Source organism: Aquidulcibacter sp. (assembly GCF_049239865.1).
GTDB lineage: Bacteria > Pseudomonadota > Alphaproteobacteria > Caulobacterales > Aquidulcibacteraceae > Aquidulcibacter.
The window spans coordinates 1-12,280 of record NZ_JBMLTR010000132.1 but is presented as its reverse complement, the minus strand read 5'-3'; the positions used below and the strand labels follow the sequence as shown (position 1 = coordinate 12,280).

Annotated in this window: 8 protein-coding genes; 2 read left to right on the top strand and 6 right to left on the bottom strand. The window is 57.6% G+C overall.

Annotated features, from left to right (window positions below):
• Positions 1 to 183 precede the first annotated feature (183 nt).
• The 5 genes from ACOVRA_RS08870 to folE all read right to left on the bottom strand — a co-directional run bounded on the left by ACOVRA_RS08870 (position 184) and on the right by folE (position 9,786).
• A complete protein-coding gene (locus ACOVRA_RS08870; protein WP_421719971.1) occupies positions 184 to 5,058 on the bottom strand; it encodes an NAD-glutamate dehydrogenase in 4,875 nt (1,624 codons plus the stop codon).
• A gap of 96 nt (positions 5,059 to 5,154) precedes the next feature.
• The gene (locus ACOVRA_RS08865; protein WP_421719970.1) at positions 5,155 to 6,291 is read right to left on the bottom strand and encodes an AI-2E family transporter; all 1,137 of its coding nucleotides are present in this window, start codon (positions 6,289 to 6,291) and stop codon (positions 5,155 to 5,157) included.
• A 37-nt stretch (positions 6,292 to 6,328) separates the two neighbouring features.
• Positions 6,329 to 8,503: a PQQ-dependent dehydrogenase, methanol/ethanol family gene (locus ACOVRA_RS08860; RefSeq protein WP_421719969.1), complete on the bottom strand. Its 2,175-nt coding sequence runs from the start codon at positions 8,501 to 8,503 to the stop codon at positions 6,329 to 6,331.
• 111 nt (positions 8,504 to 8,614) lie between these two features.
• Entirely contained in the window at positions 8,615 to 8,995 is a 381-nt protein-coding gene (gene hisI / locus ACOVRA_RS08855; protein WP_421720017.1) for a phosphoribosyl-AMP cyclohydrolase, read from the bottom strand.
• 173 nt (positions 8,996 to 9,168) lie between these two features.
• Positions 9,169 to 9,786: a GTP cyclohydrolase I FolE gene (gene folE, locus ACOVRA_RS08850; protein WP_290801150.1), complete on the bottom strand. Its 618-nt coding sequence runs from the start codon at positions 9,784 to 9,786 to the stop codon at positions 9,169 to 9,171.
• Positions 9,787 to 9,994: 208 nt separating this feature from the next.
• Here folE and cysS point away from each other — a divergent pair, with 208 nt between their 5' ends.
• A complete protein-coding gene (gene cysS, locus ACOVRA_RS08845) occupies positions 9,995 to 11,383 on the top strand; it encodes a cysteine--tRNA ligase (protein WP_421719968.1) in 1,389 nt (462 codons plus the stop codon).
• Positions 11,380 to 11,781, top strand: a complete 402-nt coding sequence (locus tag ACOVRA_RS08840; RefSeq protein WP_421719967.1) for a hypothetical protein — start codon at positions 11,380 to 11,382, stop codon at positions 11,779 to 11,781. The genes cysS and ACOVRA_RS08840 overlap by 4 nt, the downstream gene beginning before the upstream one ends.
• Before the next feature lie 8 nt (positions 11,782 to 11,789).
• Here the strand turns inward: ACOVRA_RS08840 and ACOVRA_RS08835 are convergent, their stop codons facing one another.
• A complete protein-coding gene (locus ACOVRA_RS08835) occupies positions 11,790 to 12,257 on the bottom strand; it encodes a DUF3429 domain-containing protein (RefSeq protein WP_421719966.1) in 468 nt (155 codons plus the stop codon).
• Between the last annotated feature and the right edge of the window lie 23 nt (positions 12,258 to 12,280).

Genomic DNA, 12,280 nt, shown 5'->3' with positions numbered 1-12,280 from the left:
CGGGAAGTTCATTAGTGGCGACCAAGTCACTCATTGAAGTGCCCGCAGTCTTCGGCTTCCTCAATGTCCGCTTCCGGGCTCAGTTGAGTTGCGCGTTAGTGACCTAGTTTAGTTCAAACCAGGCACGAAATTGCCATTGCCTCGCTTTGAGCCGGCCCTCCGCGTCTCGCTCAGCCAGCGCCTCTAAGAGCGCGCTGTTTCGGACAATTCTTTCAACTGCGTATTGGCGATGGCGAGTTTGGCGAAGCTCCAGCCGCCTTGGCTGGCGCGCAGTTCGCCCAATGCAGAGCTGGTACGCCGCAGCTCTGCTTCATTCAGCTTTGCCCAGCTTTCAACCACGGCCTTGGCCCAAGCCGCATTGGTGCCGGCTTGGCCCAGCTTGTGGGCATGGTCGCACACCGTGCCGGTCAAGCCTGCCTGCTCACCCATGAACTCTTCAATCAGGCGACGCGTTGCAACCCGATCCCAATGATCGGGGGTGGCGGTTTGCCCCGCAGCGGCGCGGATTTCGTCAAAGCCCACGGCTGCCCCTAAGGCGTGATAGAGGCGGGCGACCGCTTCAACCGGCAAGTTTTTCGTTGCAGCAATGTCGACAATATCGGTCGCAGAAGTCAAAGGCAGAAGCCCGGCGATGGACTTGGACAAGGCCTCTGGTGCCCCTGCCGCCTTCAGCGTCGTGCAGCGCGCTTCGATGCGGGCCTTTTCAAACGGCGAGACAACCTCGTAGATCATGCTGGCCAAGCTTTGAACGCCCGTGGCATAGGTTGCGACCAGATCGCCGACAGAGCGCAGCCCTGCCCCGTCTCCACGGCTGGCGCGACGGGCAAGCCAGAAGCTTTGCCGACGCAGGACGGTCAAAATCTCCATCATCAAGTCCAATTGGACGGAGGCAGGGACCTTCAAATCCAGCGCATTGACCGCATCAATCGCGTCATCCAGACCAAAGATGGACCGGGCGGCGGCAAAGGCGCGCACGATGGAGCCTGTATCGGCGACCGCACTTTCGCGCACGCGGTCCATAAAGGCCGCCCCACCGAGATCGACCATCTTGTTGGACAGCACGGTCGCAATGATTTCCCGGCGCAGGCGGTGATTGGCCATAGCGTCTTTGAACTGGCGACAACCCGGCGGGAAATAAGTCACCAACGTATCTTCAAACCACGGATCATCGGGTGCGTCTGAGGCGATCAGATCGTCAAACAGCGCCAACTTGCCATAGGCGGTTAACACCGAAAGCTCTGGCCGCGTCAGGCCGGTGCGATTGGCCCGACGGGTGCGGAATTCCTCTGTTGAGGGTAGGAATTCGACTTTGCGTGACAGGCGACCAGAGGCCTCCAACCGCTCCATAAAGCGCTCATGCGCGTCGAGGTCTTGGCGTGCCGTGGCTTCTTGCAGGCTGATGGCCAAGGTCTGGGCATAATTGTGCCGCAAGACATGAATGGCAACATCATCGGTCATTTCTGCCAACAGAATATCGCGGGCTTCAACGGTCATTCTGCCGGCGCGGACAAGGCCATTCAGCAGGATTTTGATATTGACCTCATGGTCAGAACTATCCACACCGGCCGAATTGTCGATGGCGTCCGTGTTGAGGCGAACGCCTGCTTGCGCCGCCTCGATGCGGCCGCGTTGGGTCAGACCCAGATTAGCGCCTTCGCCAATGACCTTACAGCGCAGGGCCTGACCATCGACGCGGATGATGTCATTGGCCTTATCGCCGACTTCGGCTTGGCTTTCGCCTTGGGCTTTCACATAAGTGCCAATGCCGCCAAACCACATCAGGTCGCATGGCGCCTTCAAGAGGGCATGCATAATGTCGGTGGGCGAAGCCTCTTGGCCTTCAAGACCAGTTAGCGCTTTGAGCTCAGCCGACAGCGGGATGGACTTGGCGCTGCGCGAGAACACACCACCGCCCGGCGAAATCAGGCTTGCATCATAATCGGCCCAGGACGAGCGCGGCAAAGCAAACATACGCGCCCGCTCTTCAAAGCTTTTGGCCAAGTCTGGATTGGGATCGATGAAGATGTCGCGGTGATCAAAGGCAGCAACCAGCCGGATCTGCTTAGACAACAACATACCATTGCCGAACACATCGCCCGACATGTCGCCCACCCCAATGACGGTGAAGGGTTGGGTCTGGGTGTCATGACCCATTTCCCGGAAGTGGCGCTTGACGGCTTCCCAACCACCGCGCGCGGTGATGCCCATCTTCTTATGGTCGTAGCCAACTGAACCGCCCGAAGCGAATGCGTCACCTAACCAATGGCCATAATCGGCGCTGATGCCATTGGCGATGTCGGAGAAGGTCGCGGTGCCCTTGTCGGCTGCGACCACTAGATAGGGGTCATCCTGATCCCAACGCACGACATGGCGCGGCGGCACAATGCCACCGTCGCCCGCAATATTGTCGGTCAGATCTAAAAGTCCGCGCAGGAAGGTTTTATAGGCCTCAATCGCAACAGCTTGGATTTCGTCGCGATTACCCCCGCGTGGCAGGGTTTTCGGGAAGAATGCACCTTTGGAGCCCACGGGCACAATGACGGCATTCTTAACTTGTTGGGCCTTCACCAGACCCAATACTTCCGTGCGGAAGTCATCACGGCGATCCGACCAACGCAGGCCACCGCGCGCGACCGGGCCAAAGCGCAAGTGCGCGCCTTCGACTTGGGGCGACCACACCCAGATTTCCCGGTACGGTTTGGGATCGGGCACTTCGTCAATCTCGCGCGTCGCGATCTTGAAGCTCATATAGGACTTATGTCCGCCAGCAGCGTCGGGCTGGTAGTAATTGGTGCGTTGGATGGCCATGACCAATTGCGCCAAGCGGCGCAGGACGCGGTCGGCGTCCAAGCTGGGCACGCCGTCGAGCATGGTGAGGATGGAGGCCATCTCCGCCTTAGCGGCGGTCTCGCGCGTCTTTTTCGCGCCAAAGTCTGGATCAAAGCGGATTTTGAACAGGTTCAAAATGGCGCGGGTAATTTCAGGATATTCGGCCACCGCCTGTTGCTGCACGGCTTCGGACGGATCGAGGCCAGTCTGACCGCGCCAACGGGCGAGCGCCCGCACGAGGGCTGCTTCCCGCCACGAGACGCCGAGCTTCAAGATCAGGCGGTTAAAGCCATCATTCTCAGCCCGGCCTGCCCAAATCGCAGACACCGCTTCCTCAAACGAACCTTCCACGACCGCGAAGTCGAGGGCGCGGCCGTTAGCCGTCCGCATGGAAACATCTTGCACCCAGACAAGTTCATCGCTGTCGTTCACAGTGCGCTTGATCTTGTGCGGGGTCTCGCTGACAACATAGAGACCCATGCTCTCAAAGATCGGCACGGCCGCCGATAGAGCCGTTGGATCGCCCATTTTATAGAGCTTGGCCCGCAACGCAGTTTCGTGGTCATCCTCACGGCGATAGGCGCGCACGCGCACATCTTCGCCTTGAACTTGCTCCAGCTCTTCAATGTCCCGCAGTGCTTCTGCGGCACTAAAGCCATCGCGATAGCCGGCGGGGAAGCCACCAATATAATGTTGGACGGCGCGCGTTTTGCCTTCGGCCAAGGCCTCAACACCATCTTCCCAAGTCCGAGTGATATCGGCGATACGGGCTTCAAGCGTCTCCACATCGGGATTGGCGTGCTGGTTGGCGGTAACGCCAATCACATAATGGACGCGCGCCAAAGGGGCGTCACCAAATAAGGGATAGAAGGCAGAGAGCCGACCGCCATAGGCCTCGGCTAGGGCGGTACCAATCTTGGCACGCACATCAGAATTGTAACGGTCACGCGGCACAAAGACGAGGATCGACATAAAGCGATCAAAGCGGTCGCGACGCACAAACACTTTCGTGCGTGGTCGGTCCATCAGATGCTGAACGCCCAAAGCAATCCGTGTCAGGTCTTCTTCTTCAATCTGGAACAATTCGTCGCGGGGATAATTCTCCACGATATTGCGCAGACGCTTGTCATTATGGCTGCCGGGGACGAGGCCCGCCCGCGAGATCACCCGCTCAGTCTTGCCGCGCAGCAAGGGCACATCGCGCACCATCTGGTCATAGGCTTCGGCAGTGAACAGGCCGACAAAGCGGTCTTCGCCCAAGACCTCTCCGTTTTCGCCAAAGCGCTTCACACCAATATAATCCATCACCGTGCGGCGATGCACGCGGGAGCGCAGATTGGACTTCGCCACAATAATGGGCTGGGGTTCTTCGATATAGGCGCGGACGGCGTCACTTAGCACAGAAGGCTCATTCAAGCGGCGCAGAACCATGCGCAACGGATCGCGCAAAATACCTAAATTCAGATCTTCGCGAATATCGGGCTCGTCCTTGATCCACGCGCCATTCTTGTCGCGGGGATAATCATAAGAGCGCACACCAAAGAAAACGAAATGATCGGCAGCCAGCCACTTTAGGAAGGCGATAGATTCAGCAATCTCATCCGCTGTGGCCTTGGTGTTGGCCACTGCCAATTCCTTGATCGCATTATTCATCCGGCTCTTCATGGCCTGATAATCAGAAACTGACAGGCGCACATCCTGCAAGGTCTCGCGCACGCCCATCAAAATCGCATCGCGCTTGGAAGGCGGCGTGGGTGGCAAGTGAACTTGGATGAAGGATTCGGTTAGCGGCACCCCGCCAGGTTGACGCATGCCATCGGGGTCACGGCTAGAGGAGACAATCGGATGGAACATGGCGCGCACTTCCACGCCTTGCGCGCCGATTTCACCCATGACGCTGTCGACCAGAAACGGCATATCCGGACCGCAAATTTCGAGAATATCGCGACCAAGCGACTGGCCCTGCGCGCCCTTGGCTTCAATCAGGCGAATTTCTTGGGCGTCTGCCCGCTTGTGTGACGTCCAGCGCCAAAACCCATTGGCGAGTGCGGCAAGATCCGCGGAGGTCAGGCCCTGCACATCATCTTCAGTAGCGTCTTGGGCTATCTGGGTGAGAAAAGATTCGGCGGCCGCTTCGAGATGGTCGCCTGACTTAAAGCTTGGAAAAGCCAGAGCCGCTGAAATCAGATCATCTGGTGAGATCCGCCGATCCGTTGCGTCTACCGACATCGCTATCCTCCCGTGCCTGTCCCGCAGGCTATACTTTACGTCCCGCTCATAACCCGAACCGGGCTCGGCAGGTTTTTAGGCCAGGTTCAGCCTAGTTTAAACCTTATCATCGCTGGAAGTTGTGGTTTCTTCCTTAACGTCACCCTGATTGGATACAGCAGCACTCGATGCAGGTGGGTCGTCCGCATCGACACTCGTGTCGGGGTTGCCATTGTTGGACAGCATCACTGCGATCCAGCGTGTGGATGGGAATTGCGCCAGCACAATCATCAACATCACGGTCATGGGAACAGCCAGGAAAGCGCCAGGACCGCCCCAAAGCTTGCCCCAGAACACCAAGGACAAAAACACCACCAAGACTGAGATGTTGAGACTGTCGCCCGTCATGCGCGGCTGGATGATATTACCAACGACGAAGCCGATCCCTTGCGTACCAGCCAGAATGACCAAGGCAGGCACAGGGCTTGTGAATTGAACCAGCGCAAAGAGGGCTGGCAGCAGACTGCCTGCGGCACCACCCACCACGGGAATATAGCTCAATACAAAGATGATGGCGGCCCAGAACAGGCCATTCTCAAGCCCGACCACAGCAAACAAGGCCCAGCTTGCAACCGCAATCATCAGACCGGTAATCGTCTGCACCCACAAATATTGTTCCATCGAGCGGGCAATAGCTTTACCGATTTTGGCCGCCCGACCACGCTCTTTCTCGTCCTGAAAGATTTGTTCTAGCTTAGCTGGCATGCTGGCTTGGGCTGCGAACAAGCAGGCGACATAAATGATGACGAACAGGGCTTGGCCACCAAAGCTTTGTAAGGCATCGGCAACCCCGCGCAGGATCGCGCCCGGATTGAGGTTGGCGAATAACTGTCCAACCGTTGGCGGTGCGGCAGACATATTCGCGAGATCATAGCCTTGGCGGATCAACTCATCCAAACGGACTTGATAGGCCCCAAGTGAGCGCGAAAAGACCGCTGCATATTCAATAACGAAGCCGACAATGGCGGCAAGACTGATGAAGACAATCAGAATGGCCACTGGCACCGCGGCTGCGCGCGGTAGAAAGCTAACCCGCTTGCTCAGCGATTGCGCGAAGGCATCAATCGTAAGCCACAGGAAGATTGCCAGTGCCAAGGGCGTCAGGAGGTCAGCAAACCAATAAAGGCCCGCAATGATCGCCGCGGCTGCTACCAGCATCCGCGACGCGCTCGATGGGGAGTCAGTTTTCGTCATGGGTGCAAAAAGAACTGCATCGCACCCAAGGTCAACCCTATTTGCTCGGGTTCACTTTCGGCTCCGTGCCCACTTGCGTGTAATGCACCTTGGCCTGTTGAACCACATAGGCACGGATGTCCTCCATCTCCTTTTGGTTCAGCCAAGAGCTAAAGGACACCATCCCACGGCTGGCATTGGCCCCATCCCAGACGATGGACTTCCAGGTCGCCGCATCTTGGATGGCAGGGGAATAGCGCAAGTCGGGCAAGAGGCCGCCGGTGGCACTATGGCCGTGGCAGACTTGGCAGTGGCGCATGAAGATATCAAAGCCGGCCTTGGGATCGCCAGCCACCGTCGTGGTGGAGAGATCGAGGGCGACTTTTTCGGGCATCTCATATTTCGCTGCTGTCGCCGTGCCGCCCAGTTTAAACACCATCAAGCGGCCCTTCAGGCTGATGGGTCGATCCGGTGCTGCCAAGGGGGCCACGATAATCGCCCCACCATAGCCGACCATCACTGCCACATATTGCTCCCCATCGATGCGATAACTCATGGGTGGGGCAATGATGCCGTTCTGGGTTTCATAAGACCAAACTTGCTTGCCCGTGGCCGCATCAAAGGCTTCCAAGAAGCCTTCCGAAGTGCCTTGGAAGACAAGGCCGCCCGCTGTGGCGAGAATACCGGAGTTCCAAGGGAATTTGCGCGGTGCCATCCAGCGCGCTTTGCCCGCAACTGGGTCCCATGCCACCAACATGCCCGTCAGCATCGCGCGCAGACCTTTGCGCTGGCCTTCATCGTCGGGCAGCGCCGCCAAGCTCATATTGACGCCGGTGTTCCAAGCCCCCGCCACTTGCTTATAAGGGCCGACCTGATCGCCAGAGGCGGCAGGCACCAGCATGGCTGGCACATAGACGAGGTTTTCCTTCGGGCTCATCGCCATCGGATGCCAATTGTGCACCCCAAACGGGGCCGGGAACACCAAAGCTGGCGCCTTGGCATAACGGGCCGCCGGGTTCTCATTGGGACGACCCGTCTTCAAATCAACCGAATGGGCCCAAGGGATCGGCATGCCCGCAGGCACATCGGCTTCTTTGGGCATAGGGAACAAGGAATTGGCCGACAAAAGCTCACCCGTCGCGCGATCAATTACATAGAAGAAGCCGTTTTTGGGTGCCTGCATGATGACTTTGCGCGGCTTGCCGCCAATCGGCAGCTCAGCCAGCATCAAATGCTGGGTCGCCGTGAAATCCCACGAATCCCCCGGCGTGGTTTGATAATGCCAGACATATTCGCCCGTATCGGGCTTTACTGCGACGATGGAGGAGACAAACAAATTGTCGCCCTTGCCGCCGGAACGGATTTTATGGTTCCAGGGCGAGCCGTTGCCGACACCGAAATAGAGCAGGTCTAGATCGGGATCATAGGCCATGGCGTCCCAAACGGTGCCGCCACCGCCAGACTCTTTCCACGCGCCATCGCTCCAAGTGGCATCGGCCTTTTCCTTCAGGATTTTGTCTGATACCGCGCCATCAGCCTCACCCTTGGGATTGGGTGTGGTGTAGAAGCGCCAAGCCATCTCGCCAGTCTCAACATCATAGGCGCTGAGATAGCCGCGCACGCCATATTCGGCACCGCCATTGCCGATCAGGACTTTGCCCTTCACCACGCGCGGCGCGCCGGTGATCGTATAGGACTTGCCCTGATCCACGGTGACCTTAGACCAAATTTCCTTGCCATTGCGGGCATCGAGCGCGATCAGGCGACCGTCGAGCGAGCCGACAAAGACCTTGCCGCCCCAAACCGCAACACCGCGATTGACCACGTCGCAACAGGCCTTATGCGCTGTTTCGCCTGGAACCTTGGGGTCATAGGCCCACAAGAGATTGCCGGTCTTGCCGTCAAAGGCAGACACTTTCGACCAAGATGTGGTGGTATAAATGACGCCGTCAACGACAATGGGCGTGGCTTCATGGCCGCGATCTGTATCGAACTCGTAGCTCCAGGCAAGGCCAAGCTTTGAGACATTGGTCAGATTGATTTGGTCAAGTGGGCTAAAGCGCTGCTCGTCATAGGTGCGGCCATAGCTCATCCAATTGTCGCCATCGGCCCCGGCGGCTGTCAGACGTGCGGCATCGACCTTCGCAGCTGGACTATTGGACGTATCGGGTGCGCAGCCACTGGCCAGCAATCCCACGAGCAACGCACTGGTTGCAACGAGCCTTTTGATCATCATATCCTCCCTGACCGGTGGAACGCCTGTGGCGCGTCCATCTCTATGTCATATGACAAGACAGTATCGGCTTTGCTGATTTGGGCAATAGGTTGGCGTACAAGCCCAGCTTTAAATGGCAGGGTCTGGCGCAACTTGGATCAGACGCCCATCCTTGTCGGCCACGGCGCGATAGAAGCACGACTGAAAGCCGACATGGCAACATCCACCGTCGCCATCGACCTTTACTTTCATCACCACCGCATCTTGATCACAGTCGATGCGCAATTCCTGCACCTGTTGAAGCTGGCCCGAGGTCTCGCCCTTCTTCCACAAGCTTTGGCGCGAGCGGGACCAGTAATGCGCAACCCCCGTCTCCAAAGTCAAAGACAACGCCTCTGCATTCATCCACGCAAGCATCAGGACCTCACCGGTCTCTGCCGATTGCGCGACAGCCGGGATCAGGCCGTCAGTATCAAAGCGCGGCATCAAGGTGAGACCGCGCTCCAACATGCTAGGTGAAGTGGCTTGTTGAAAATGCGCGGAATTGGCCACAGCTCTACCTTTTACTGGGTTGCGGCCAAGCTAATCGGCTCCGCCTCGATAACACTGACAAAGGGTCAAACAAAAACGCCGGACCCGCAAGGGCCCGGCGCATTTATACACCAAATCCTGGAGGGGGGGATTTAGTTGTAACCTGCCAAACGCAGGAAGCGGTCTTTCAATTCACGGTCCGTCTTGAAGACGCCGGTGAATTGGGTGGTTATGGTTGCCACATTGGGGTGGTGTACCCCACGCGTGGTCATGCACTGGTGCTTGGCATCCAACAGAACGGCGACACCGGCCGGACGCAGCGCATCGGTGATGCAGTCTGCAATCTGGGCGGTCATGGTTTCTTGGGTTTGCAAGCGCTTGCCGAAGATTTCAACGACGCGGGCAATCTTTGAGATGCCAACAACGCGGTTGGTTGGCATGTAAGCAATATGCGCCCGGCCCAAGATTGGCACCATGTGGTGCTCACAATGGCTTTCAAGGTCGATGTCACGCAGCATGACGATATCATCATAGCCTTGGACGTCTTCGAACGTGCGGCTCAATTCTGCGGCTGGATCCATTTCGTAGCCAGCAAAGAATTCGCGGTAGGCTTCCACCACACGCTTTGGCGTGTCGATAAGCCCTTCCCGGTCTGGGTTATCGCCAGCCCAGCGCAGCAAGGTGCGCACAGCAGCCATCGCTTCGTCGCGGCTTGGTCGGTCTGTTTGTGCAACCTCAGAGATGAGGCGCGGATCTGTAATCGCGTCCATGAGCTTCTGCCCCTTTCAAAGGGGTCGGAGGTCGAGCCGGAAAACCGGTCTTAACGCCCGCCCTGATTTTAATTCATGCGTCTACACATGTAGGCGCACCGTTTATGCCGTCTTCGCGTCAGCATCATTTCAGTCTAAGGGACTGGAGCAATATCAAACACTCAAACCACTGAAGAGTCTACGTTGGCTCTTCGTCTTGGATCACATGATGCGTGAAATAGAACTGTTCAATACCCTGCAACGTGAAAAAGTGCGCTTTGTGCCGCAAGACCCAGACCGCGTCACGCTCTATGTTTGCGGGCCGACTGTCTATAATTTCGCGCATATTGGTAATGGTCGCCCGGCCGTTGTGTTCGACACCCTCTTCCGGCTTTTGCGCGCCATTTATGGCGAAAACCATGTGATTTACGCCCGAAACATCACCGACGTTGACGACAAGATCAATGCAGCGGCGTTGGAACAAGGCGTAGATATCAGCCAGATTACAGAGAAGTTCACCGCGATTTATCGCGCAGATATGGCCTCACTGGGAACATTGTCACCGACTTTGGAACCCAAAGTCACAACCCACATGGATGGCATTATTTCTTTGGTTGGCCGCCTGCTAGATAAGGGTCATGCCTATACCACGCCAGATGGTGTCTATTTCCATGTGCCGTCTATGCCGACCTATGGGCAGCTGTCGAACCGCAATTTGGAAGACAATGAAGCCGGTGCCCGCATCAGTGTTGATGGCAATAAACGCGACCCGGCTGACTTTGCCTTGTGGAAGGCTGCAAAGCCTGGTGAGCCTGCATGGGATGCCCCCTTTGGTTCCGGTCGCCCCGGCTGGCATATCGAATGCTCGGCCATGATTGAGACCAATCTGGGCCTGACGATCGACATTCATGGCGGCGGTCATGATCTGATCTTCCCGCATCATGAAAACGAGATTGCCCAATCCGTCTGCGCTCATGACGGCACACCTTTGGCCACCATCTGGATGCACAATGGCTTTCTGACCATGAATTCCGACAAGATGTCGAAGTCGCTCGGCAATGTGGAATTGGTGCACCAATTGGTAGAGCGCTGGCCCGGCGAAGCGCTGCGGCTCGCCCTACTCTCAGCCCATTATCGCGCGCCTTTGGATTGGACCGACGAATTGATCCTGCAGTCCATGAAGACGCTGGATCGTCTCTATCGTGCTTTGGACGGGGTTTGGAACGAGCGGGTGGAGCCAGTCTTGCCCGAAGGGATTTTGGCCGCGCTGTGCGACGACCTCAATACGCCTAAGGCCCTCGCAGAACTCTCCATGTTGGCACGCAAGGCCAATAAGGCTGAGACCTTCGAGGACCGCAAACGCGCGAAGGCTGAATTATTGGGAGCAGGCCTGTTGCTAGGCATTTTGGGGCAAGAGCCGCAGGCTTGGTTGTCGCGCGCTGGCACGGCAGTTGAGGACGATGTCACGGCCGAGATCGAAGCGATGGTGCAGGCCCGCTTTGAAGCCCGAGCGAACCGCAATTGGGCTGAAGCTGACCGCCTGCGCGCAGAGCTAGCTGCTCGTGGGGTTGAAGTGACCGACGGCAAGGACGGCGCGAGCTGGCGGTTTATCTCGTGACCGCACGGGGCAAACCTCTTGTGCTGGGACTGATGCTGGGGATTGGTCTAGCAGGGTTGGTGGGCTGCAGGCCCGCCAAAGAGGCATCGGCAACGGCAGAGGCCCAAGTGGAAGCAAGGCCCGATGCGACCGCAACGGCGGATGTGGACAGACGCGCGACCTTGGCCTTGAAGCAGGATTTGGTGACGCGCTTTCCCCAAAACAGCCCGACCGCCAAAGTCGAAGCGGGTCTCATCAAGGATGGCTATAGCTGTGGCCCCAATCCGATGAAAGCCGACGAACGGGCCTGCCTAAAGGCCGTTCGCAAAGGGGCGTGTGAGGAAAACACGATCGTTCGCAGCAAACCCTATCTGCCCGAAAAAGCCCAGTTCATCCGCATTTGCGAGATTGCGAAATAGGCCTGTCTCTAGACTTGCATGGTCAGGTAAGCTTTTCCCGTCAGAGCCAAGAGTGCGCCAAGCGTCAAGGTTGCGCGCAAGGGCCGGTACCACAGCGGCCAGCGTCGTGTGCTGCCACCCGTCGACACAAAGTCCCAAACCCACATCAGGATGAAACCACCTGCCAGCATGCCGAGGCCAACAAGCGGCGCAACATATTGCGTGACGATCGCCAAAGCTGCGATAAGCGAGGGTAGGACGGCTGCTGACAAGGTCAAAAAGCCAGGCGCTTCTGGCCGCGCCCCAATTTCAAAGCCCCAGCGAGCACCGCCCAAAAACGATAAAATCACGCCAGAATAGGCAAAAAACAGGGTGGTAGACACCCCGTCATAAGGCGATGCCGCTAAGACGCTGCCAGCCAATGTGCCGAAAAATGGCACGAGCCCTAAGACGCCAAGGATCCAAGGGGCTTTCGGGGCAACATCTCGACGGCGCATGCTTGTCTCCTTGCGCCATCACA

What these genes read in the sequence shown, in the direction of transcription:
- ACOVRA_RS08835 (WP_421719966.1), bottom strand. Translation starts at nt 12,257, where the DNA reads ATGCGCCGTCGAGATGTTGCCCCGAAAGCCCCTTGGATCCTTGGCGTC.
- ACOVRA_RS08870 (WP_421719971.1), bottom strand. Translation starts at nt 5,058, where the DNA reads ATGTCGGTAGACGCAACGGATCGGCGGATCTCACCAGATGATCTGATT.
- ACOVRA_RS08860 (WP_421719969.1), bottom strand. Translation starts at nt 8,503, where the DNA reads ATGATCAAAAGGCTCGTTGCAACCAGTGCGTTGCTCGTGGGATTGCTG.
- cysS (WP_421719968.1), top strand. Translation starts at nt 9,995, where the DNA reads ATGCGTGAAATAGAACTGTTCAATACCCTGCAACGTGAAAAAGTGCGC.
- folE (WP_290801150.1), bottom strand. Translation starts at nt 9,786, where the DNA reads ATGGACGCGATTACAGATCCGCGCCTCATCTCTGAGGTTGCACAAACA.
- hisI (WP_421720017.1), bottom strand. Translation starts at nt 8,995, where the DNA reads ATGTTGGAGCGCGGTCTCACCTTGATGCCGCGCTTTGATACTGACGGC.
- ACOVRA_RS08865 (WP_421719970.1), bottom strand. Translation starts at nt 6,291, where the DNA reads ATGACGAAAACTGACTCCCCATCGAGCGCGTCGCGGATGCTGGTAGCA.